Here is a 23,710-nt window from a genome sequence, read left to right as displayed (position 1 = left end):
CCTCGGCAGTTGTTAATCTGTCTTTTGATTAACTGCCTTTTCCACTATTAGTGGCTTTAGCTTTGTCCGGCTGGCTTTACTGTCTTCCGGTTGTTTTGTTGGCTCAGCATTCGGTATAGAGACTGCTCTTGGTTGCCACAGCTCAAAACGCACCTGTTCATCGCCGTCGCTGACAAGCGCATAATCAGGACCAACCTCATCCAGTAACCAGCGACGTTCAAGTGGCATGCCTGCTTCTATCCGACGTGCAGTACCTCCCTGCTCTTTGGATGAAAACAACGCGATGGGGCTACCTTGCTGAAGAATGATGCCGCTTAATCGCCATTTCTGTGACAGGTCCCCCGGATTCTTATTGCCATTGGCATCTGGCCGTGGACGTCTTGATGAGTGAAACAGTGGCCGTTCACTGATGCTGCGATAATCACCGAGCGTTGCTGTGGGACTGGCCACAGTCTCTTGTGCGGTATTTGCTTCTGTAGCCGCCGGAATCTGTGCCGTATTTGTGTCTGTTATTTCCTGTCTAACAGCATCGATACTGGCTTCTTCAGCGTGCAAAAGTGCTACTGAACTACTAAAGAAGATTAGGAGCAGCAGAAGCTTTTTGATGCGTTGAGCAGGTAGTAAGCTTTTCATATCCCGCCCTCCGCTAGTGTGTAGGCGGTAACATTAAACTGTACATCCAGGGTTGGTACCCTAACCCGCACACGGCTTTTGGCCTTGCCTCGGCTGGTTACCACTTTGTCAGGCCCGGTACGGATCGTTGAGCGAATCACCAGATCATCGGTAAAAAGAACCGGACGGTTATGCTCAATGGAATACAGGACTTTAACCAGATCATCTATTTCGGTTCTCAGATGTACTTTAATGCTGACTGCCTGCAAAGGTTCATTCTGTGGCCGGTTATTAATGCTCGTACTGACCAGTTGTCCGCCTGTGCGGGAGATCATTGTATTGATCATCTGTTGTAACTGGGCAGCGGCCAGACTGGGTTTTGGCTCCCGCAGGTACTGATCTGTTACAGGTGTGGCTGCACGTAATTCTTTAAGCTTTGTCTGGTTATTATCCAGTTCAGAAGCAACCCGTTGGTAGACCAGTAATTCATGCTCCATTTGCTGAATCTCGCTGTGTGTTTCCAGATAACGGCTTAACAGCGGTGAGATTAAGAGCCAGTAAATCAGTGCAACTGACACCAGTAGTAGCGCCAGTGCCGCTACCCTGTAGCGATTAAAGGACGTGCGCCTGTGATTCATGGCGCTAACTCCGTTGGCAAGCGGGCATTGATAACAAACCGTTCTTTGCGGGTGCGTGGATTGAGTGTCACTGGTGACGTAAAGGCAACGTCGGTCATTAGCTGTGACTGGTCAAGCATGCCTATCAACGTTGAAGCCTGGCGAGACTCTCCCTGAAGGCGAAGTTCCTGCCCGTCAATCTGTAGCTGGTTAATCCAGGTATGATCCGGAAGTATTTCGGTTAGCTGCTTGAGAAAATCCAGTGTTGAATAAGTGGATTGCTGTTTTTCACTGAAAAACGAGCGGCTTTGGCTGAGTATTCTGAGTTCCTGCTCTACTTTACGGGCCTGCTCAGCGGCAATTTTGGGCTCTTTTAATGAGTGCTTTAGGGACGCCAGTTGTTGTTGCTGGAAATAAAACGGGAGTGTTACCAGTGCTATCAGTAGCAGGATGATCAGGCTGAAGCGCCAGAAAACCCCAATCCCTGATGTTGTGGTTTCTGAGTGAGCACTTGGTAACAGGTTCATACTGTAAAGGTGGTTACTTTGCTCAGCTGATGGCGCTACGACATTCGGTGACACGCCCCAGCCTGCCAGTGTTTCCAGAACAGGATCGAGTGTTTTGCGGGTAATCAGTTTGAGGGCCACATGTATTTGTGCTGTATTTTTATCAGTATCTGTAAGTATCCGGTAGCCATAGTAAATCTCTTCTGCCCTGAAGGGGGTATAACGGTCAATTTCATATTTGAGAACTTCAGACAAATTGCTCTCAGTGGCACGGGGCAGGCTTATTTCGGTTTCAAGCAGGTATTCAGGAGGAAGTAACAGGATTATCTGATCAGCTTCTCTGGCAAAGGAACCGTAGCGGCTGGAGGATTCAGGAGAATGGTCATCGAGAGACATACTACCCAGTAAGGAAAGCTGGCCGCGGTTGCCATACCTAAAGCTGCATTCTTGCTGCTGGAGCTCGGTGATCAGATACTGACCACGGTTAATTAAATTATGCCTGAGCTTCTCCGGCATGAGTTCAAGCAGTTCTGTGCTCCACCACTTCCAGAAATTTTGTAGCTGTTGCAGTAATTGGCCGACATTAGTTTTTATAACGGAGCTGCTGTCTGGCTTATCCATGTTGGTTATCCTTTATTTTCGGTAACCAGTAGCAATTATTCCTCTCTTTGCTGTGTTCCTTCAGACGGGATTGGAATACGGATACTTTGTACCTCATGATTACCCAGAGGCCCCGTCCTCTTTCTGATAACCACGTCTTTGAAAGCTTGGGCATGCTCTGCCTCAGAAGCTTTTGTATGAATAGTGTAGTAGACACCTTGTAAAGTTGGTGGAAGAAATTTATCAATAAATTCCGGTGGTGCCGGTGCAGGCTGTTCAATATCGTGACGTTCCCGCCTTTTCAGAATATATTGATCAACAGCCACTCCGGTGGCATTTGGAAAAGCCAGCAACACCAGTCTGGGCGCTACCTGAGGGTTGATCTGACGTTGGCGTGAATAGACGGTAACAGCGCCGGAAATGGCCTCGAAGATCCACTCTTCCATCCCCAGAATCTGACGCAGTTCAGTGATTGATTCAAATTCTGCATCCTTTGCCTCATACGAGAGTCCGGCGGCAATATAGTCGTCGTCTTCTGCTCCGTTGAGGCGGCGTAACTGATCCTGGTCGCGCCAGTCGAGTACTGCATTTGCCAGGAAATTACTTTTTTCAGGCTCAACCCCAGCAGCAATGAAGAGCCTTTCCAGCTGTTCCTGACCCGTTTGGTTCAGGTCAAACTTTCCGTTTTCATCCTGTAATCTGACTTCAACTTCAATGTCACCCAACATCATTAACTGTAAACTGCTGTCCGCCAGCCAGCGGGACTCAGGGTCTAAAGATAAGTTTATAACGGCCCAGTTAACACCGGCATCAGCAGCGTAACTGAGCCGCGTATGGCTTAGCAGATTGACTGAAAGCTTTGTTTCTGTACGGGTAATCAGTGAGAGGTGCATAGCGATCATTGATAAAAGAACTAACAACCACAACACCATGACCAGAACAAAGCCGGAAGAGCTGCATGCGAGATACTTGTTACAACGCCAACTGCTTAACTTCATAGTTATGTACCTGAGGTTTAATCATCAGTTCTGTCGAGATGCTCTCCTGCTCATTAAAGAATCGTACTCTGATCAGATCCGGAAGCTGCTTTTGCTTTTTCCATTCGGTTTCCCAACGCGGTGACAGGTCATCAGGATTATGCCGGTAGTCGATTTCTAACCGGCTACCCGGGCTGGGAAGCAGATTTACCTTGTTTTCACTGAACTGCAAAAGATCGCGGGCGAGATCAATCAGGTAAGGCTGGTCATCCCCTTCCTGAATGCGAATTTGCTCAGATACCCCCGCTTTAATTGATTGCTGGGTGTGATAGGTCAGATAGCTTAATTGCAGTGTTGGCATGCCATTATCATCAGATTCCAGTGCGATTCTGATCCAGTAGAGATTGTTAAAGTCACTGGCACCGGGCAAAGGCGCGACAAAGGTAACTTCATCTGGATGACCTTCAAAGGCGATCATGCTTTCACCGCCCTGATCATAAAGTACTTCATTACGTGCCTGACCAATGAGCTTTCTCAGCATCCACTGAGCACTTTGCTGACGGTTCTGTTCACCCTGGATATTGATGATACTTTCCCAGTTCCTTACTCCAAGGTTCAGACCAACAGTGATGAGTATCATGATCAGGCCTGTCAGGGTCAGTGCCACCAGAACCTCGACCAGTGTAAATCCTTTCATTTGTTCATGCAGGGCAGACATTACAGCGGCTCCGTACGGATCAGCTTAACGGTATGCAGCCTAACCTGTCGTTCTTTTACGTCCCCCCAGATGACAGTAACGCTGATACTAAGCGGTTCCAGTTCATAAGGTTCGGCGGGGTCATAATCCGGATATTGCCAGTCTTCTATTTCTACCTCCCATCGGTACTTGTCATCGATCCATCCCTGGTCACGACCTGGGCGTAGCGTTGTTTCAGAAGTGACATCTGCTATACGAGACTCAGCGTGTTGCAAAGCTTTACGGTATTCTGCACCTGTTACCTGATTGTGCATGCTGCCTGAGAAAATATTCATTATCAGTGTCAGGGCTATGCTCAGCAGTAGGAATGCGACCAATACTTCCAGTAAGGTAAATCCAGCTTGCCGGGTGAAAGGTTTACTGTGATTAGCCATCAACTTCCACCCTGCCGGTCAGCCAGTCGACTACTATCTGATAGTGCCCGGCCGGTGATCTCAGGTGGATGCCGCCACCGCTTGAGCTGCCGTCAGGGAAAAACAGAATACGATTACTCAGTACAGATTCATTCCGGTTTCCGGTCAGTGATATGTCTGTTCTGGATTCAACCGGGTATACGGAAGTTGCCTGCTGGCTGTATATCAGCAGCGTGCCTGTTTCAGGCTGTAATTCTATGCTTATTTTGCTGCCTTGAGCGATGGATTCGCTGCGGGCAAAGCGCAACAACGCGGCGACTTTCTGGCTGTCGCCCCGTAAGGCCATTCGCTCAGTCACCTGGCTAAAGCCAGGGGCTACCAATGTGGTTGCCATCACTGCTATGACTAGTACCACTAATAGCTCAAGTAAGGTAAATCCCAGCTGATCGTGCCCGCGCATTTTGTTACTCCCGGGCCAGCGGCTTACTGCCAGTTGGCAACGTCCTGATTCTCATCTTCGCCGCCCTCCTTGTTATCAGCACCGTAGGAATACAAATCAAACTCGGCATGCTCTCCCGGATACCGGTAGGTATAGGGATTACCCCAGGGATCCAGCCGTACTACAGATTTTTTTAAATAAGGTCCGTTCCAGTTATCAATCCCGGAAGGCTGCTTGATAAGTGCGTCCAGGCCCTGGTCTGTGCTCGGATAGCGGCCTACTTCAAGGCGATACAGATCCAGTGCCGATGACAGTTCTCCAATCTGTAAGGCCGCTGTTTTCACCTTTGAACCTGACAGTTGCTTAAACACCTGAGGCCCGACCAGGCTGGCGAGTAATCCCAGAATGACTAGCACCACCAGAATCTCTAACAGGGTGAATCCTTTGGTTACAGCAGGTTTCTCAAATATCCGGCGCTTTATCCGGTGCGTATACATAACAGCTCCTCCTACGTTAGATAGGAATATCGTTGATACTCATAATGGCGGCCAGAATTGAAATAATGATGCCCGCAATTATGATGCCGAGCCCGACAATCAGTGCCGGGGTAAGCACTGCGAGTAAACGTTCGGTTTGGTTGGCCACCTGACGGTCGTAGAGATCGGCAACTTTTATCAGCATTTCATCGAGCTGGCCTGTCTCCTCGCCTACCTGAATCATCTGAATTGCCAGTGATGGAAAGCGCCGGGTGTTTTGTAATGGCTGAGTAAGGTGTTTGCCTGCTTTAAGCTCCGATGTTGCCTGATCAACCGAGTTAATCATCTGAGTATTGGTCAGGGTTTGGCGGGCAATGCCCATAGCGCTTAAGAGTGGTACTCCTCCGTTGAGCAAGGTCCCGAGACTACGGCAAAAACGCGCTGTTTCCACACTTTGGATAAGACGTCCTAATAATGGCAGGCGCAGCTTTAAACTGTCCCAGCGTTGCCGGTGGGCAGCTGTCTGTAGCTGATATCGTAGCAATACGATACCAAGTAGTATTCCGCCTATGGCCCATAAACCATAGGTTTGCATCCAGCTGGCAGCGCCGAGTACAACTGTTGTAGAGACTGGTAGTGCTTTATCCATGCCGGCAAACAGTTGCTCAAACTGCGGGACAACGTAGGTTAGAATAATCAGCAGCGAAATGACTGAAACGGCGACTAAAATGACTGGATAAATCAGCGCCGATAACAATTTGTCGCGCAGTGCCTGGCTGCGGGCCAGATAGGCCGCCAAATTTTTCAGCCCTTTACCGAGATCGCCAAAAGCTTCCGCAGCCTGAATCATGCTGATATAGAAATGGCTGAATATTTCCGGTTGTTCGGCCAGTACGCCGGATAATGGCTGCCCTCGCCTGACACCTTCCTGAATTGGCACTGTGCGTTCATGCAGCTTGGGGTCATCACTGACATCAATCATGATTTCAAGAGCCCGGTCGAGAGAGATGCCCGCCTGCATCAGGTCAGCCAGCTGCTCAGTAAAAATTAACAGACGCGCCTTGCTGAAGTTATTGCCTCCGACTGGCGTATTAAGCAGTCGGTGCAGATCAAAGCCTTGTTTGGACAGGGCAATACTAAGGGGAATCAGCCCCTGAGACTGCAGGTTGTGAGCCACGCTGCTTTCATCGGCTGAATCCAGCGTGCCGGCTTTCTCTTCGCCTTCTGTAGTCACGGCCCGGTAAGCAAACAAAGGCATATCAGGACTCCTGCGTGACGCGGATAACTTCTTCGATGCTGGTGTGTCCTTGCAGCGCTTTCCGACAGCCATCTTCGTACATACTGTGCATGCCGCTGGCCCGTGCCTGCTTCATCAGTGTGCCGGCGTCCGCCCGTTGCAACACCAGTCGGCGTAGCTCATCATCCATTACAAGTAACTCGATAATTGCCAACCGCCCTTTGTAACCGCTGTCTGCACAATGCTGACAGCCAACAGGATGATATAACTGCATGGGGGAGTCAGACCCCGAATGGAGATTATCCAGCCCCATTTCACGAATAATCTCTGATAGTGGTGTGTACGCCTCACGGCAGTGCGGGCAAAGTTTTCTGACAAGACGCTGGCCAATAGCAGCATTCAGTGTAGAGGTCAGGAGATACTCCTCTATTCCCATCTCCAGAAGACGGGTAATGCTGCTGGCAGCATCATTGGTATGCAGAGTGGACAGGACAATATGCCCGGTAAGGGCTGACTGAACACAGATACGGGCAGTTTCGAGGTCCCGCATCTCCCCCACCATAATCACATCGGGGTCTTGGCGTACAATAGAGCGCAGCGCACTGGTAAATGTCAGGCCTATGGCTGGTTTTATCTGAATCTGGTTAATTCCTTCCAGATGATACTCAGCAGGGTCTTCAACGGTGATCAGTTTACTGGTTTCAGTATTCAGCTGATTCAGGGCAGTGTAGAGAGTGGTGGTTTTACCGCTGCCTGTTGGCCCGGTGACTATGAGCATACCGTGAGGAATGTTCAGTACCGTATTCAGTTGTTGTAACAGTCCGGCATCAAAACCCAGGGTATCGAAATCAAGTGCAACGCTTTCACGGTCAAGTAAACGTAGCACAACACTTTCCCCAAACATGGTAGGCACTGTGGAGACACGGATGTCCAGATCCTTACCCTGCAGGCGCATTTCTATTCTGCCGTCCTGGGGTAAACGTCTTTCGGCTATGTTCAGTTTTGCCATCAGTTTAACCCGTGAAATTACCGCAGGAGACATGTTGACCGGTGGCGCTTCACTGTCATGCAACACCCCATCAACCCGGTAACGGACCTTCAGACTGTTCTCAAAAGGCTCAATATGGATATCCGAAGCCCTTGATTCTACGGCCCGTTGGATGATCAGGTTAACCAGCCGGATGACTGGGGCTTCACTGGCCATATCCTTTAGCTGCTCTATATCCTGGTCTTCATCATTCGTATCAGGGCTAACCTCCGCCAGAATATTCCCCATCTGGCTGTTGCCTTCACCGTAAAGCCGCTCAATCGCATTTTCCAGTTCAGTACAAACGCCGATGCAGGGCTCAATTTCATAGCCACTTGCATGCCTGAGTGCAGCCAGCGTAAAGGCTTCACCCGGACGGCCAATAGCTACCTGTAAGGAGTCGTCCTGAAGGGCAATAGGTAAAGCGCAATGTTCTTTAAGAAAGCGGAACGATAAGTGTTCGCTGAGTAAAGGCTCATCCGGGAATTGCTTAGCGCTGATCAGGGGTAAGTCTAGTAGTGCTGCCAACTGTTGCGACATGGTCGTTTCTGAGACCAGACCGAGGCGGATCAGCAGACTGGATATAGGAGTGTTGTCAGCATTGGAAGATTTCATCTGCAACACGCGTTGCAAATCTTTTTCTGTCAGGGAGCCGCTACTTACCAGGGCCTGCCCCAACGATTTACTGTCAATGGTGGGAACAGCACCGGCAACGGTTGGTTGCATCTAACTTCCCTCCGCTTTATGAATATGGATGGGCAGAAGTTGATACTGTTTGAAACCCATCCTTTTCGGGATAATTCAAACTGGTCATTTACAGAACAGTAGTTCAAATAATAGCCGCTATTACTGAAACAGCATGAAAATTACAAGGCCGGTAGCATTAAGCTTGAGGAATCATTCTGTGATAAAAACAGGTTGAAGCGGTCGGGTCTGGACGAGGTAAAGTTGGTAAATAATTCATCTGTAAACTGAAATTCTGACGACGATGAATATCCAGTAGCTTAAATAAGTCTTGCTTAGGGACAGATTTTATAGGGTTGAATCAAGCCAGTTGTAACCTGGGTTTTCAGGAAGGCCATGCCTTTTTAAGGAAGATTCGTTGCCTGATGGTCAAATGCTGACTGTTTGGGTGACGCTGTACCAATGTAAGGTGGCTGTTAAGTTCAGGCATCAGTGCCTGTTTCGTTGCTTTCCTTACTGCAACACTCATCAATCAGAAAAGTCGCCAGTGCCAGAAGTTTGTCGTACTGTGGAACACAATAAAGTACACGCCCTTCCCGGCGCTGTTCTACCAGGCCTACCGATACCAGACGGCTTATATGGTGCGACAGAGTCGAACCTGGAATGCTGAGATTTGTTTGCAGTTCACCTACAGGTACGCCCTGGTGTCCGGCTTTGACCAGATACCGAAACACTTCTAAGCGAGTTTCATGACCAAGTTCGGCCAGGCGCTTTGCTGCGATGCTTGTTTGCATTGTTGTCTTCCTCGTTAAACTATTTCGATATTAATCGAAGTGTTTTTAAAACGCAAAGGAATGGTTGGCTCTTATGAAAGAGTGCTGTCTGATCAAAATATAAATATACTTCTATATTTATATCAAATAGATAAGCCTTCTTTTTCATCTTATTACTCTGAAGTTGAACATAATTAAGATTCTCAACGTTTCTATATGTGTCGAAATATTTATTGACTCGCTGAATTATATTTCTATAATTCTGGAAATATAGTTTAATTTATCTTTTGGAGTACTTATATGTCCCCTGAAATCGTGCAGATGCTTGAAGATGCGCTTGGCATGTTTGCCTTTCTCGCTGTTGAGTTAACCTTGCTGTTCCTGGCTATCAGTTATCTGGTTGGCGTATTACAGGAATTCATTACGCCGGAAAAGATTCAGTCGATCCTGAGTTCACGAAACGGTAAAGGTTATGTAATCGCTGCCCTGCTTGGCGCTATTACGCCGTTTTGTTCATGTTCTACTATTCCCTTCCTGAAAGGTTTATTGCGGGCACGGGCTGGCTTTGGACCAATGATGGTCTTTCTGTTCTCAAGTCCGTTACTGAACCCGGTTATTATCGGTCTGTTCGTGATTACCTTTGGTTTGCAGGTTGCTGTTATGTACTTCAGCGTTGCCCTGGTGGTATCCGTAACCGCAGGTTTTGTACTCGAGAAGCTTGGTTTTGAGCGTTATGTACGTGAAGAGGCTTACCAAATGCCAACAGCAAGCGGTTGTGGTGCCAGCTCAGCTAAGGCTACTGAAAGTGCATGCGGCGCTTCTGATACTGCGTCTGCTTGTTCTTCTGCGCCGGCAGCAACTGAAAGCCGCTGGGTACGTATCTGGAAAGCAACCTGGAAGGACTTTAAGCAGGTCGTACCTTATCTGCTGCTGGGTATTTGCTTAGGTTCATTCATCTACGGCTTTATCCCTACAGATCTGATTGCAAAGTATGCCGGTGAGGCAACCTGGTACGCGATTCCGATTGCTGCTGTTATTGGTATTCCTCTGTATATCCGTGCTGAAGCTGTCATCCCTCTGAGTGCTGCGCTGGTAAAGAAAGGCATGGCACTAGGTTCTGTTATGGCGCTGATTATTGGCAGTGCCGGAGCAAGTTTGACCGAAGTGATTCTGCTTAAGGCGATTTTCAAAAACCAGATGATTGCTGCATTTCTGGTGGTGATTCTGAGTATGGCTATCTTCGCAGGTATGTTGTTCAACCTGTTTATCTGACGGTACCGGTAGTTTTTATCTGATCTGCACGCGCTGAAGTTGTTATAGCTTCAGCGCTTTAACTTCTAAGCTGACGAACCTTATTCAAGGGGGAGTATGTATGACGATTGATGCCCTGTGGTCTGAATATCAGGCAGATATTAAAGCGTATCTACATTCCAAAGTATCCAATCCGGATGATGTTGAAGAGTTGCTGCAGGAGATCAGTCTTCGGGCATTTTTAAACTTGAACACACTTAAGTCTGAAGAGAAAACCAAGGCATGGCTGTTTAAGATTGCCGGTAATATGGTGATAGATTTTTATCGCAAAAATAGTAATAAGCGCCTTAATCCACATCCTGAAGACTTGTGGTATCTGGATCAGTCGGAAGATGTCGAGCATGTTTTTAGCCGTTGTGTCGCTCCCCTGATCAGGGATTTACCTGATGATATGGCTGCGCTGCTAACCGCGATAGATATAAAGGGCCATTCACAGAAGGAATATGCAGCAGATATAGGCATTAGTTATTCAACGTTAAAGTCCCGGGTGCAGAAAGCCCGTAAAATGCTGTATGCGGTTTTTAATGAATACTGCGATATCTCAGTTGACCGACGGGGCAATATTTTAGATTTCAACGTTAATCCTGAAAAATATGAACGCTGCAAAACCTTGCTCCCTATTTGCCTGCCACCAAGCGTTTCTTTGTGAATTCTCTGCTATACCCTGCTATTAGAAAACTTAATTAAAAGCGCTATTCAGCGCTTTTATTTTTCAATATTCTGCCTGCTGATCAGGCTTTCCTGAATGCTTTAACTGTCTGCATTACCCTTCAGTCACGACCTTCCCATTATGTTCAACCCATGCTGCGAAACCGCCTGCCAGGTTTTTAACCGGTGTCAGACCCATGTCACTGGCTTGTTGGGCCGCATACAACGAACGTAGCCCGTGGGCACAGTAGAATACATAGGTTTTGTCCTGATTAAACACCTGATTGTGCGCTGGGCATTGCGGATCAATTAGGAATTCAAGCATGCTCCGTGTACAGGTAAATGCACCGGGAATGACGCCTGATTTGCGGCGCTCTTCTGCTTCACGTACATCGACAAATACATATGCGTCATTTTGATAAAGATCCAGTGCAGCTTGAAGTGAGATATCTTCAACCCGTTCGTAGGCTTTTTCTTTTAGTGTCTTAATACCTTTGGTAATCGTTTGCATTGGTTGTTTTCCTTTGGTGTTAACTGCTACTGAGCACGTCGTTGTTCTGTTGATGTTTCTTATAAGACGTCTCCCGACGGAAAAGATGACGGCTATTAAGCTGACGCTTCGTCTGTTCAATGCGTGCCAGTTGTGAATCCCGGATGCAGTGTCGTCTTTCTTTTTCGGCTTCGTCTTATTAATTAAATCGTTTTTAACCGATATAGGATTCAGGAGAATCAGATGAGCTTTGATCAATCCAACGCTGCGAGTCATAACAACTTCATTCGTAACAGTTCTTCGATGCTACAAGGCATTTTTGGGACTACAGATGTGATGCCATTCTGGGTTGCAGATATGGACTTTACCGTTGCAGAGCCAGTTAAAGCAGAGCTTCTGCGCCTGGCTAATCGTGGTCAGTATGCGTATGAATTCAATTCAGAGGGTGTATTCGCTGCTATCAGTGACTGGTTTAAACGCCGCCATCAGTTACAGCTGGATACCGATAAGTTTGTTCAGGTTAGTGGCGTATTAACTGCAATTGCTCTGCTGATACGTGAGCTGACTGATAAGGGTGAAGGCGTGTTGATACAGACACCGGCTTATCATCAATTTTCCAAAGTCATTAGCACTGCTGGTCGCGAGATAATTAAAAGTCCGCTGTTGATTGAGGATGGGCGCTATGTAATGAATTTCGCTGATCTTGATGAAAAAATGCGTGTTTCAGACGTTAATGTCATGATTTTGTGTAACCCACATAATCCTGTTGGACGGGTCTGGACGCAGGATGAGCTACAAACTTTGCTGAAGCTTGCTAATAAGCATGGAGTGACCATCATCAGTGATGAAATCCATGCGGATATCATTCATTCAGGCCATCGCTTTACCAGTGTGATGGCGTTAGAGCCTGATAATCACGTTTCCCTTATTGGCTCGCCTTCTAAGACATTCGGTATGCAGAGTATTTCGAATGGCTATATCTATACGGGTAATCAGAAAATACTCGAAGCAATGCGTGCTGTGTCAGCGTCGATGTACCTGGATCATGGCAATGCTTTTACCACCTTTGCGACAATCGCTGCTTTCAACCAGGGGGAAGCCTGGGTAGATGAGCTGCTGGAGTATTTACGGGGCAACATTGACTGGATCAGTAATTTTCTACAGACCGAATTGCCTGAAATTAAGATGTTTCCAGTTGAAGGTACGTATCAGGTTTGGCTGGATTTTTCGGCAACCGGATTGTCTGGTGAGACTCTGACTAAAACCTTAGGTAAAGCTGGTTTTGGAGCATCTCCCGGGAGCTGGTTTGACAGCGATGCCAGTCAATTTGCGCGAATGAACTTTGCTGCCTCTAAGGCAGATATAGAAATAGCCTTCAAACGTCTTAAAACCGTACTGACAGAGGCTGCTCAGGCTGAGATTGCACCTGTGGCTGCACCCGAACCTGCTAAATCGTCGAAGAGTTGCTGTTAAATAATCTACCTGGAAATTTTCAATAAAGAGACGTGAGAAGGTGCTGGATCTGTAGTGGTAATGCCTTGCAGTCGTCAGCTCTTCTCGCTTTTTTGTAGCCAGATATTTCACAATACAAGAGTATTTATGCTCGATGGAAAGACAGTACTGATTACCGGTGGCTCCAGTGGCATTGGCCTTGCAACCGCTCAATTGATGGCTAAGAACGGTGCCCGGGTGGCGATTACGGGTACGGATCCCCATAAATTGGAAACTGCCCGTGCGTTACTCGGTGACGATGCGCTTGCCATTCAGACTGATGTTACAAAATCAGAAGACCTGGCTCGTATGCAGATCGTACTGAAAGAAGAGTTTGGTGAGCTGAATGTATTGTTTGCCAATGCAGGTGTAGCTTTCGGAACGCCTTTAGGTAAAACAGATGAAGTTATGTATACAAAGTTGATGGATGTAAATGTGAAAGGTGTTTTCTTTTCGGTACAAACGGTTCTGCCGTTATTATCAGAGAATGCCTCCGTCATATTAAATACATCATGGCTTAATCAGATAGGTACACCGGGTAAAGCTTTACTTTCAGCATCCAAGGCGGCGGTAAGATCTTTTGCCAGAGTGATGTCGGCTGAGCTGGTGGAGCGAAAGATCCGGGTAAACTGTGTTAGCCCCGGTTCAATAGAAACCCCTATTCACCGCAACCCTAACGAGACAGACGAGCATTTTCGTGCCTATGCTGAACGGATCGGTAAACAGGTGCCAATTGGCCGTATGGGTCGTGCTGAAGAAATCGCCGGTGCTGTTCTGTTTCTTGCCAGTGATGCATCCGCTTATATGCTGGGCTCTGAAATTGTTGTCGATGGAGGCCGTGCCGAGCTTTAAATCCCTCAAGGCTTTTGTAGCTGTTTCGACTGTGGCTTTTTATATATGGCTGTAGCCCAGTTACGAAGCCTTCTATTGATCATACAGCGTCGTCTTTTTAATTATGGTTCGTCTTATTTAACTGAGTGTAAGAAGTACTCAAACGCCCTCTTTTCCTGAAGGTAAATAAATATGACAAAAATAGAAGAACTTAAGCAAAAAGAGACAGGAAGACGCCATTTTATAAAATCTGGTGCAACGTTTTTAACCGCAATATCGGCTCCTGCAGCTGTTACAGCACCGCTGGCATCTGCTGCGCCGTTGCCTGATTCCATGCTAAAATCGGGAGGTAATGCCGATGCATATGGCAGCCCTTCCATCTATGAAAAAGATGTAAAGCGGCTGGTTACGCAACAAAACGGTATGTCGACGCTTACCTACACTTACGCACCGTTACATCAGCAAAAAGGCACTATCACTCCTTCTGGTTTGCACTTCAGTGTGCATCACTCAGGCTTAACGGATATTGATCCGGATACTCACACGCTCTATATCCACGGACTGACAGAGAAAGCGCTTAAGTTCTCGGTAAGTGACTTATTACGTTACCCAATGGTGGGCGGACATAAGTTTTTAGAATGTAGTGGTAATACCTGGCCTCAGGCTGTGTTTCCAAATGCTGAACAGAAAACGTTACAGGAGCTCTACGGCTTAATATCCGGTTCTGAATGGTATGGCGTCTCTTTACGCCGACTATTAGAAGAAGCCGGATTAAAGCCAGGTGCTAAATGGGTCATTGCTGAAGGCAGTGATGCTGGCTCACTGGCCAGGAGTATTCCGTTAGAACGTATTATGGATGACGCCATTATTGCGTTATATCAGAACGGTGAGCGGCTGCGCCCTTCTCAGGGCTATCCAATGCGGCTGTTTATGCCGGGGCTGGAAGGCAATGTCAGCGTTAAGTGGCTGCGACGCCTGGAAATATCTGATCGCCCTGCCTATACCCAGAATGAAAACCGCTCTTATGCTGATACGCTGGGCGACGGTCAGCTGCAAAATTTTAGCCTCTATATGGGGGTTAAATCGGTGATTACGCATCCCTCATCCGGTCAGCAGTTACCTGATAAAGGCTATTACGAAATCTCCGGCCTGGCTTGGAGCGGTTTCGGTAAAGTCAATGCGGTTGAAGTATCTGTAGATGGTGGCCAGACCTGGCAGCAAGCTAAGCTGGAAGGTCCTGTGCACAGCAAGTCGATGACCCGCTTTTCGCTTCCCTGGAAATGGACAGGTGGTTCGGTAGAGTTACAGAGTCGTGCTATGGATGATTTCGGAAATATTCAGCCTACCCATAAAGAATGGCGGAAAAGCTTTTACCAAGGGTCACCGAAGCATTATAACGCTATCCAGACCTGGTATATCGATCAGCAAGGGGGTGTTAACAATGCTTTCTAACCTTTTACACTCGCACTTCCGCCTCTCTGGCATGTCTGTTTTGGCTTTAGTGTCCTGCATCGCTCATGGAGCAGATAAGCCTGATCCTGACAGCACTGTTAATCTGGGCCAGACTATTAGCAAAGATGAAGTTAATAGCATCAGTATGACGGTCTTCCCTGACGGTGAAGGACTGCCTGTAGGCAGTGGTACTGCTAAAGCAGGCGCAACGGTCTACAAGACGCAGTGCGCGCATTGTCATGGCGTGGACGGCAGAGGTAATGGCCAGTTTCATGTGCCAGCATTGGCCGGTAAGCCTAAACATGGCAGTGACTGGTCAACCGGTTACTCATGGCCGTACGCCACATCTGTTTTTGACTACATACAGCGAGCAATGCCACCGTACAACGTTAAGCAACTTAGCGCTGACGAGGTGTACGCCGTGACTGCATATATCCTTGAAATGAACGAACTGGTAGATGCTGAACAAGTCATTGACCAGAAAACTTTACCTAAGGTTGAAATGCCTGCCAGCAAATACTTCAGAAATAAATGGGAGGAAGAAGAGCAGTTTTATCAGTTACCTGAGTATTGATATCCGGTGCTTTTATTAAGCATCATCTACTTAACTGTAATGATGCTTAAACTTCTTCTATATCAGGCACCTGGTTCAACTAATGGTTCGGTTTGACCAGGTGTTTGGTATATCGATGCTGACTATCCCTGTGCCGTCATTTCAGTGTTACCTGTCCCCTATTTCTTGATTTGACCCCAAACGCTGCTGTTCTCAGTATTTTCACTTTTTTCGGCTGTGACTTTACCTGATGCCTTATTACGGGGTTTTGATGCTGATTTAACCGGCGGTTTGCTCTTACGAACGTAATTCAAAATTGAAATAGGCACTTCTTTTCTAACAGGAAAACCTTCTATCTCTTTTCGATCGATTAAGTGGTTTAAGCGGCTTTCAATTGCGCATAGGTTTTTAAAATCGCCTAATGCCACAAAAGAAATGGCTTCACCTGGCTGGCCAGCACGGCCTGTTCGGCCAATACGGTGAATATATTCTTCCGGTTTGAAGGGTAAGTCGTAATTAACAACGCGGCTAAGTTTACCTATATCAATGCCGCGCGCTGCTACGCCAGTGGCCACTAAGTATTTTAAGTTTCCGGATTTGAAATCAGCCAGGATTTTTTCTCGCATGGCCTGGCTTCTATCCCCATGAATAGATTCCGCTTTAATACCGCGTTTTTCTAACTGAACCACCAGTTTGGCGGCGGCGTGCTTTTTCTCTATGAAAATGAGCGCCTGATCCCATTCCTGTTCTTTGATTAAATGACTCAGTAATGCGGACTTTGTGTCTTTGTCTACCGTTATTAACCATTGCTTGATCGATGGTGCTGATTTGACGTTAGATGAAATGGATACTTCAACCGCTGTTTCACTCATCTTGCTGTCAGAAAAACCATCAGCCATTTCCCGAACGTCGTGACTCATGGTCGCTGAGAATAATAAGTTCTGACGTGTGACGGGTAAGCGGTCAACAATTTTATCTATGTCACCAACAAAGCCCATGTCTACCATTCTGTCGGCTTCATCTAAGACCAGTACTTCAAGTTCATCGAAGTGCAATGCGCGTTGATGTGCCAGATCAAGCAGCCTGCCTGGTGTGGCCACTAAGATGTCTACACCTTCAATCAAACGCTGCTTTTGTGATTCTGAATCAACACCGCCATATATGGCCATTGAGCTCAGATTTAAATGCTTACTGTATTTAGTAATATTCGCTTCAATTTGTACTGCCAACTCTCGGGTAGGCGTAAGAATAAGCGCACGTATGCGTTTACCCCGGAGCTTACGGTCTTTATTAAACAGCTCCAAAATAGGCAAAACAAAAGAGGCTGTTTTACCCGTTCCGGTTTGCGCGGTGGCAATTACATCCTTACCAGAGAGGATTATAGGGATAGCTTTCTTTTGAATAGGCGTAGGGCTGGCGTAACCCTGGTCTTCAATAGCTCGTACAATAGGATCGCACAATCCAAGATTAGAAAATGGCATGGAGTCTCAGGTAGGTAGTCAATAAGGAAGTGGTCAGCAAGTATAACAGTGAGGTTTGTTTGGTAATAGGTGATAGCCTCCGTTCTCCCAATGCCTTGCTATTGGGTGAAATGAATAGGATTTGAGAATAGCTACTTTACCCCATTCATTACATTGCCTATTAGGCCCGATTAAATATTCATCAGCCTCCTATCACTTCACTCTTCTATCACTTACTTCTCACTAAGTCCCTACTATTCTCTCCAGTGTCTCATCCATCACTCGCAGAATTTCACTGCGCTTATCTGCGTTCAGGGCATCAGAATGCGGTGTATTAAAGCATTTTGCGTCGTTATCGAAATACTCTCCTGACGCAGTGGCAAATTCGTCTGATAATGCTGCCCGTACGAGGATGTCGGCACCAATGCTGAGGTCAGATCCGGGAATACCGTAAGCTTCTTTGACCATTTTACTGGCAAGTAGTGAACCTGGGTTTACAGCGACGATCATTGGCCCGTTGTCTTTGTATTGCAGGCCAAGTTGTCGGGACCACATGGTTATGGCGAGTTTACTTTGTGCGTAAGCGGGTCCGTCTGTCAGTAATGCCTGCCCTGCCAGTGCCTTCAGGTCTACTGGTGCCTGTGCTGCCGATGAAAGGTTTACTACCCTGCCTTCATTGCCCAGTAATGGTATTAATTGTTTGGTCAGTATGTAGGGGGCATAGGTATTAACGGCGAAGCGTATGTCCAGATCATCTTTTGTTATTGCTACAGGCGTGTTGTAGATGCCAGCATTGTTAATCAGTACATCTAACTGCGCGTGTTCAGCCTGAATGGTTGCTACCAGTGTTGCCACCTGATCCATGTCGGAAAGGTCTGCCAGGTAGCCAGTGATTTTTGTATTACCTTTAACATCAGCAAGACTTTTTTGTGCTGCTTCCAGCTTTGATTGACTGCGACCGTGCAACAGTACTGTATGACCGGCTTCAATCAGCTTACGGGCTGTTAACAGGCCAATGCCGTCGGTTGAGCCTGTGATCAAAATCGTTTTAGACATGTTTACTCTCCTTAGTGCCTTAATTGCACCTAAATAGTGCCTGAGTAGTGGCTAAAGTCTGGCAGGATTTCATCGGCCAGGCAGTGTAATGTGGTTTTAATATCTGCATTGTTAAAGCGCAGGTTCAGCGCGACATGGTTGACGCCGATTGATTGAAGGTTCTTTAAATGAGCATGCAATTGCCCTACGCCTAGGCGATAACCCAGATGAATAGGTTGCGGTGTTGCTTGCGGGTCTTCAACCAGGTCGATATATAAAGGTTGCATCACTGGCTGGGCGGGCCGGCCTGCGGCGGCGACCTCTGCTCGCCACTTGTTGATGATTTGAGCTTGCAGCTGGTTTTCTCTTGGGTATAGCATCCAGCCATCGCCATGCTGAGCTATCCAGCCTGATGATTGCTGGCTTGCCCCGGTGATTAATAGCGGCAGCTTACCTGCGGTTGGTTTGGGGAGCATGTCTATGTCCCCTGCCAGATTTCCGTAATGGTTACTCAATGCCGGTGAGCTTCTACTCATGCTACGAATGTAATCGTAACTGGCTCTGAAGTCGGCGCTTCTGGTCTCGAAACACTGATTCAGTGCCGGATATTCATCAGGACGGTCTCCAGAGGCGACTCCCAAAATCAATCTGCCATTTGAAAGAGCATCGGCACTGGCAGCGGCTTTTGCCACATGCGCCGGATGCCGTAATGGCAAAACAATGCTGGAGGCACCCAGAGCAATTTCATTAGTCATGGCTGACAGCATGCCAAGATACACAAAGGGATCAAACAGTTGCCCGGCATCGCCAAATGACGGCACATTAAATGGCACGTCACGTAACCAAACGGCAGCAAAGCCCAACTGTTCAGCCAGCTGAATACGCTCTATGTGCTGCTGTAACTCCGGTACAGGACCATTGGCATAGTTCTCAATGGGGGCAACCAGACCAATACTCAGTTTGCCCGGTTTGAACACCCGGTTGTAGCCTTTGTTAATCGTCTGGAACGTCTGTGTTGTGATGGACAGGTCCATGATGATCTCCCTCGTAAGCTGCTGTTATCCAACTATACCGCGATATCGATAACGACTTTACCTGTTGCCGCCCTGCTGCTCAGGTGGTCATGCGCTTTGCCTGCATCTGTCAGATTAAACTGCTGCTGATCAACGACAGGTGTCAGTTCGCCGGCTTCGACAATACGGCTAATATTCCGAAGGATTTCACTGTGCTGCTGTTTGCCAATGTTATGGATCATAGGAATCAGCATAAACACGACATGCAGCGACAAACCTTTCATATGAGCAACTGACAGGTCCATTTCTACCAGTGATACTGTGGTAGCAACCTGACCATTCAGGGCCGCAGCTGCAAACGAACTGTTAAGGTTAGCGCCGCCCACAGAGTCGAAAACCAGATCGAAGCCTTTACCATCAGTGTGCGTAGCAACATAGTCTTCAACGGTTTCAGTTTTATAGTTAACCGCTGTTGCGCCAAGCTTTTCGACCAGTGCCAGATGCTTTTCGTTACCAGCGGTAGCCGATACATGTGCGCCCCAGTGTTTCGCCAGTTGCAGTGCGACATGGCCAACACCACCCGCGCCACCATGCACCAGTACTTGCTGGCCAGCTTGAATATTGGCGCGCTTCAGGCCTTCATAGGCTGTGATTGCAACCAACGGCAGCGCTGCTGCTTCACGCATGCTTATATTTGAAGGTTTAGGTGCAATCAGTTCGATGTCTGCCAGCATGTATTCTGCCAGCGCGCCGGGACGATCCCCCAGCCCGCCTGCACAGCCATATACTTCATCTCCGATTGCGTATTCAGTGACGCCTTCACCAACTGCTGCGACGGTTCCTGCGAAGTCCATACCCAGAATAGCCGGTAGCGCAGGAGCAAATGGTAATGCCTCGCCCATTTGGCGGATCATTGTATCGACGGTGTTCACGCTGGTGGCTGCAACCTTAACTAACACCTGACCGGCTTTAGGTTGCGGACGGTCCTGCTCATTAAGTTCGAATTGTTCTGTGCCGCCAAATTGACGAATGATCATTGCTTTCATGGGTAATAGTCTCTGTTTACGTCTGAGGTTTGGTATATGAGACGTATTATATTTACTTACTAAAATATGATAATTGGCTAGAATGCATAATCACTTTCAAATAAATATTGATAATGAGCCATGAATATTGAGCATCTGAAACTCTTTGTACGTTTGGCTGCGACACAAAATATCAGTCAGGCGGGTAAGGAGCTGGGCTTGTCGCCTGCGGTGGCCAGCTTGCATATTAATAAGCTTGAAGATGGTCTGGGGGTGCGTCTGGTGCACCGTACAACCCGAAAAGTATCTCTTACTGAGGATGGTCTGGCATTTTTGCCCCATGCGGAAGATGTACTCTCCAGTGTTGAAGCAGCCCGGGCTTCGGTTGGCGCCGGTAAGGTATCTCCGTCCGGTACACTCAGAGTGGCTGCCCCGGCCTCATTCGGGCGTATGCATTTGGTGCCAGCGTTGGAAGAGTTTCTGAGCCGTTATCCGGATCTGTATGTAGATTTTCGTTTCTCAGACTCAATCGTCGACATGGTTGAAGGCGGCTTTGATATTGCTATCCGTAATGCTGAGTTGAAGGATTCATCGCTGATTGCACGTAAACTGGCGGCTGATACCCGCATTATGTGTGCATCACCTGGTTATCTGGCTAAGTATGGCGAACCACTAGTCCCTGCCGATCTGGCTGAACATGCCTGTGTGAATCTTACCGGGCTTGAGCATTGGACCTTTGATACACCTGATGGCCCTGTCACTGTTAAAGCCTCAGGACGGTTACGTACCGATAACGGTGAAGCCATGCGGGATGCCAGTGTAGCTGGCGCAGGAATTTCGATTAATTCTACCTGGAGTGCTTATAAGCATCTGGCCAGTGGTGAGTTGATACAGATATTAAAGGATTATCCGTTAGTGACGGATGCTGCTATCTGGGCGGTTTACCCAAGCTCCCGTCAGTTGGCGCCCAAAGTGCGGGCATTTATTGATTATTATGCTGAATGTTTTGCCGCCCCGCTTTATTGGGATGCACAGCTATAGTCTTCGGTTAGCTCACTTGTAATACAGCCTGGTGAGCTACCAGGCTTATGCGTTATCTGATTACAACAACTTACTTGCTTCATTTACCATCCAAGTTCATCAGCCTTATACGACCAGCGGCCATCTACCATAGTGGCCAGCGGTTTAATGGTAGCTATTTTGCTGCTGTCGACACTCATATAGTCTTTATTCAAAACCAGTAAGTCTGCCCGTTTGCCTGCTTCCAGTGAGCCGATTTTATCTTCCATAAACGCCAGTCGGGCATTGTTTATAGTGTGGGCAACCAATGCCTGACGGCGGTCAACGTTTTGCTCAGATACCTTGGTTCCATCCACCATACGGCCGTTAACCGCCCACCAGAGGGTTCGGAACGGGTTGTAAATAGAAACAACCGGACTGTCGGAGCCAAGCCCCCAGAGAGCGCCTTTTTCGGTGAGTGTTTTCATGGGAGTCATGCTCTGGGCTGCTGAGCCAAAGCTATTCTGGAACCGGTAGCCTATGAGCACCGGACGGCTGTGTATTGCAAACAGGATACCTAAGGTTTTGGCACGTTCGATGGTGTCAGGCTGAATGCCATCCACGTGGGCGAAGGTCCAGCGCAGCGGCGCCAGCGTATAAGTTTCATTGATTTCTTCAAAGGCATCTAAATGCTGGTTAATAGATATGTCGTTTACTGCATGCAGGTGTAACTGGATATTCCGCTTTGCCAGCTCCTTCGCGTTGTTCAGGAATGCTGTTTTGACTTCTTCAGTGCTGCGGGCGACACGGCCAGCTGTATCCTGTACTGGTAGCATAAGTTGCTCACCCACGCCTACCGGCCGAAAGAAAGGATCACCTGAATTGAAGTCAACGTTATCCAGCCTGCTCAGATCAGGGTTTAGATTATCTCTACCCCAGGGAATTACCTGTTTCATGTAGAACAGACGCATAGGCATTTTGCCCTGCTGGCTCAGCGTTACAAAAGGGTCATATAGCGCATCGACGGTATCAAAACCGCCAGCGTCTACAACTGTGGTCAGCCCGGCGCGGCTTAAGTCCTGAAGGGCTTTATAGCTTTGCTCTAGCTGGTTTTGCTTAGTGTTTTCTGCCAGTTTTTCTTCTAACAAAAACTGCGCACGTTTGGTTACAGGCCCTTCCGGTAATCCGTTTGCATCCAGTAATAGACCTGCCATTTGTGGCGGATTACTGACATCAACACCGATTTGCTGCATTGCTGCGCTGTTTGCGTAGCCCCAGTCAAACAGATGTTGCAGGTATACAGGGTTGTCCGGAGCGGCTTTATCCAGATCGCTGCGAAGAAATCCGGCTTTAGGGCGGTTGGCAAACTGACGTTCTACAAAACCTCCGCTGGCAACCAGCCACTGTCCGGGTTTTGCTTTCGCGGCAGCTTCTGCAATTTGTTGCAGCGCCTGCTCATAATCAGTGATGCCTTCTAAGCGAATTTGATGACCCCAGCTTTGTGCGGCACGTACCAGGTGCATATGATTGTCGATCAGGCCGGGAATGACAGTTCTGCCTTCAAGGTCGATGATTTGTGTCTCAGATTCAATGTGTATATCGATTTCTTTATCGGAGCCTATAGCCAGAATTTCACCTTTTTCTATGGCTATCGCACTGGCAGTGTTAAAGCCAGAATCTACCTGAAGAATATTGCCGTTTTTTAGTACCAGCTCGGCGCTGAAGGCAGCACTGCTAAGGCTAATAAACAGTATGCTGACGGGCATCTTCATATTCTTCTCCAATCGACTTTGATTTCTAACACGTACTATTGGGAGTAGTTTTAGGCTACTTTGTTCCCTGTACAGGCTAGGCTATAGCTGTAATAACCGCTACTATGTGCCTGATTTTTATATCAATTGAGGATAAGAATATGCTTCTTGGAGTGTGTCTAGGAACAAATGACTTACAAGCGTCTGCTAAGTTTTATGACAAAGTTCTGGGTACGCTGGGTATGGTCCGGACAATGGAGGCAGATGATGAAGTCGGCTATGGGCCTGAAGGTGGAGCCAGCAGTTTCTGGATTATTATGCCTTACGACAAACAACCAGCCACCCGTGGTAACGGTACACAGGTGACATTTCAGGCAAGCAATAATGAGCTGGTAGAAGCATTCCATAAGGCTGCAGTTGAGTCTGGTGGTAGCTGTGACGGCTTACCAGGATACCGTTACCGGCCACATTATTACGGGGCGTATTGCCGTGACCCGGACGGTAACAAATTACATGTTATGCATGAGGCTGTTAGCTCGTAAGGTTTTAGCTAAGGCATTGTTAGTTTAATGATCTGAAAAGCTGAAGAAATA

Annotated in this window: 25 protein-coding genes; 8 read left to right on the top strand and 17 right to left on the bottom strand. The window is 47.7% G+C overall.

Translation table 11 applies throughout. The features are described 5' to 3' along the window. Positions 1-12: 12 nt before the first annotated feature. The 11 genes from OCU49_RS12310 to OCU49_RS12260 form a co-directional block, all read right to left on the bottom strand. Complete coding sequence (locus OCU49_RS12310; RefSeq protein ID WP_261840869.1) at positions 13-633, bottom strand: hypothetical protein; 621 nt, start codon at positions 631-633, stop codon at positions 13-15. Further along, positions 630-1,250, bottom strand: coding sequence for a type II secretion system protein GspM (gene gspM / locus OCU49_RS12305; protein WP_261840868.1), 621 nt, complete (start codon positions 1,248-1,250; stop codon positions 630-632). The genes OCU49_RS12310 and gspM overlap by 4 nt, the downstream gene beginning before the upstream one ends. Then, on the bottom strand, positions 1,247-2,356 hold the full coding sequence (locus tag OCU49_RS12300) for a PilN domain-containing protein (RefSeq protein WP_261840867.1): 1,110 nt from the start codon (positions 2,354-2,356) through the stop codon (positions 1,247-1,249). Before OCU49_RS12300 ends, gspM begins: the two co-directional genes overlap by 4 nt. Before the next feature lie 35 nt (positions 2,357-2,391). Beyond that, positions 2,392-3,333, bottom strand: coding sequence for a type II secretion system minor pseudopilin (locus OCU49_RS12295; protein ID WP_261840866.1), 942 nt, complete (start codon positions 3,331-3,333; stop codon positions 2,392-2,394). Beyond that, complete coding sequence (locus OCU49_RS12290; protein ID WP_261840865.1) at positions 3,308-4,030, bottom strand: prepilin-type N-terminal cleavage/methylation domain-containing protein; 723 nt, start codon at positions 4,028-4,030, stop codon at positions 3,308-3,310. Before OCU49_RS12290 ends, OCU49_RS12295 begins: the two co-directional genes overlap by 26 nt. Continuing rightward, on the bottom strand, positions 4,030-4,443 hold the full coding sequence (locus OCU49_RS12285; RefSeq protein ID WP_261840864.1) for a type IV pilus modification PilV family protein: 414 nt from the start codon (positions 4,441-4,443) through the stop codon (positions 4,030-4,032). The genes OCU49_RS12290 and OCU49_RS12285 overlap by 1 nt, the downstream gene beginning before the upstream one ends. Then, complete coding sequence (locus OCU49_RS12280) at positions 4,436-4,882, bottom strand: GspH/FimT family pseudopilin (protein WP_261840863.1); 447 nt, start codon at positions 4,880-4,882, stop codon at positions 4,436-4,438. Before OCU49_RS12280 ends, OCU49_RS12285 begins: the two co-directional genes overlap by 8 nt. A 23-nt stretch (positions 4,883-4,905) precedes the next feature. Beyond that, on the bottom strand, positions 4,906-5,358 hold the full coding sequence (gspG, locus tag OCU49_RS12275; RefSeq protein ID WP_261840862.1) for a type II secretion system major pseudopilin GspG: 453 nt from the start codon (positions 5,356-5,358) through the stop codon (positions 4,906-4,908). A 16-nt stretch (positions 5,359-5,374) separates the two neighbouring features. After that, the gene (locus OCU49_RS12270) at positions 5,375-6,595 is read right to left on the bottom strand and encodes a type II secretion system F family protein (protein WP_261840861.1); all 1,221 of its coding nucleotides are present in this window, start codon (positions 6,593-6,595) and stop codon (positions 5,375-5,377) included. Between the two features lies 1 nt (position 6,596). After that, on the bottom strand, positions 6,597-8,327 hold the full coding sequence (gspE, locus tag OCU49_RS12265) for a type II secretion system ATPase GspE (RefSeq protein WP_261840860.1): 1,731 nt from the start codon (positions 8,325-8,327) through the stop codon (positions 6,597-6,599). A gap of 440 nt (positions 8,328-8,767) precedes the next feature. Beyond that, complete coding sequence (locus tag OCU49_RS12260; protein WP_261840859.1) at positions 8,768-9,079, bottom strand: ArsR/SmtB family transcription factor; 312 nt, start codon at positions 9,077-9,079, stop codon at positions 8,768-8,770. 279 nt (positions 9,080-9,358) lie between these two features. Between OCU49_RS12260 and OCU49_RS12255 the strand changes: the two genes are divergently transcribed. Then, positions 9,359-10,330, top strand: a complete 972-nt coding sequence (locus OCU49_RS12255) for a permease (RefSeq protein ID WP_261840858.1) — start codon at positions 9,359-9,361, stop codon at positions 10,328-10,330. 100 nt (positions 10,331-10,430) lie between these two features. Beyond that, positions 10,431-11,018, top strand: a complete 588-nt coding sequence (sigZ, locus tag OCU49_RS12250) for an RNA polymerase sigma factor SigZ (protein ID WP_261840857.1) — start codon at positions 10,431-10,433, stop codon at positions 11,016-11,018. 114 nt (positions 11,019-11,132) lie between these two features. Here the strand turns inward: sigZ and OCU49_RS12245 are convergent, their stop codons facing one another. Then, positions 11,133-11,528 (bottom strand): rhodanese-like domain-containing protein, encoded by a 396-nt coding sequence (locus OCU49_RS12245; RefSeq protein ID WP_261840856.1) that lies wholly within the window; start codon positions 11,526-11,528, stop codon positions 11,133-11,135. A 222-nt stretch (positions 11,529-11,750) separates the two neighbouring features. On the opposite strand from OCU49_RS12245, the gene OCU49_RS12240 reads away from it, so the two are divergent. The 4 genes from OCU49_RS12240 (at position 11,751) to OCU49_RS12225 (ending at position 15,855) form a co-directional block, all read left to right on the top strand. Beyond that, the gene (locus OCU49_RS12240; protein WP_261840855.1) at positions 11,751-12,980 is read left to right on the top strand and encodes a MalY/PatB family protein; all 1,230 of its coding nucleotides are present in this window, start codon (positions 11,751-11,753) and stop codon (positions 12,978-12,980) included. Between the two features lie 126 nt (positions 12,981-13,106). Beyond that, the gene (locus OCU49_RS12235; protein WP_261840854.1) at positions 13,107-13,850 is read left to right on the top strand and encodes an SDR family oxidoreductase; all 744 of its coding nucleotides are present in this window, start codon (positions 13,107-13,109) and stop codon (positions 13,848-13,850) included. Positions 13,851-14,021: 171 nt separating this feature from the next. Next, a complete protein-coding gene (gene soxC, locus OCU49_RS12230) occupies positions 14,022-15,281 on the top strand; it encodes a sulfite dehydrogenase (protein ID WP_261840853.1) in 1,260 nt (419 codons plus the stop codon). After that, positions 15,271-15,855, top strand: a complete 585-nt coding sequence (locus OCU49_RS12225) for a c-type cytochrome (protein ID WP_261840852.1) — start codon at positions 15,271-15,273, stop codon at positions 15,853-15,855. The genes soxC and OCU49_RS12225 overlap by 11 nt, the downstream gene beginning before the upstream one ends. A gap of 158 nt (positions 15,856-16,013) precedes the next feature. On the opposite strand, the gene OCU49_RS12220 is transcribed toward OCU49_RS12225, so the two are convergent. The 4 genes from OCU49_RS12220 to OCU49_RS12205 form a co-directional block, all read right to left on the bottom strand. Next, entirely contained in the window at positions 16,014-17,315 is a 1,302-nt protein-coding gene (locus OCU49_RS12220; protein ID WP_261840851.1) for a DEAD/DEAH box helicase, read from the bottom strand. Positions 17,316-17,537: 222 nt separating this feature from the next. Continuing rightward, positions 17,538-18,350: an SDR family NAD(P)-dependent oxidoreductase gene (locus OCU49_RS12215; RefSeq protein WP_261840850.1), complete on the bottom strand. Its 813-nt coding sequence runs from the start codon at positions 18,348-18,350 to the stop codon at positions 17,538-17,540. 29 nt (positions 18,351-18,379) lie between these two features. Beyond that, entirely contained in the window at positions 18,380-19,363 is a 984-nt protein-coding gene (locus OCU49_RS12210; RefSeq protein WP_261840849.1) for an LLM class oxidoreductase, read from the bottom strand. Between the two features lie 32 nt (positions 19,364-19,395). Further along, a complete protein-coding gene (locus OCU49_RS12205; RefSeq protein ID WP_261840848.1) occupies positions 19,396-20,388 on the bottom strand; it encodes a zinc-dependent alcohol dehydrogenase family protein in 993 nt (330 codons plus the stop codon). A 120-nt stretch (positions 20,389-20,508) separates the two neighbouring features. On the opposite strand from OCU49_RS12205, the gene OCU49_RS12200 reads away from it, so the two are divergent. After that, positions 20,509-21,408 carry a LysR family transcriptional regulator gene (locus tag OCU49_RS12200; RefSeq protein ID WP_261840847.1) on the top strand — a complete coding sequence of 300 codons (900 nt, stop codon included), beginning with the start codon at positions 20,509-20,511 and terminating at the stop codon, positions 21,406-21,408. Between the two features lie 83 nt (positions 21,409-21,491). Here OCU49_RS12200 and OCU49_RS12195 read toward each other — a convergent pair whose 3' ends face one another. Further along, complete coding sequence (locus OCU49_RS12195) at positions 21,492-23,138, bottom strand: amidohydrolase (RefSeq protein ID WP_261840846.1); 1,647 nt, start codon at positions 23,136-23,138, stop codon at positions 21,492-21,494. A 140-nt stretch (positions 23,139-23,278) separates the two neighbouring features. Between OCU49_RS12195 and OCU49_RS12190 the strand changes: the two genes are divergently transcribed. Then, positions 23,279-23,659, top strand: a complete 381-nt coding sequence (locus tag OCU49_RS12190) for a VOC family protein (RefSeq protein ID WP_261840845.1) — start codon at positions 23,279-23,281, stop codon at positions 23,657-23,659. Positions 23,660-23,710 lie beyond the last annotated feature (51 nt).

Origin of the sequence: Aliamphritea ceti (genome assembly GCF_024347215.1) — a bacterium.
GTDB classification, from domain to species: domain Bacteria; phylum Pseudomonadota; class Gammaproteobacteria; order Pseudomonadales; family Balneatricaceae; genus Amphritea; species Amphritea ceti.
Note: the sequence above shows the minus strand (reverse complement) of the source record. Positions and strands in the feature narration are given on the sequence as shown.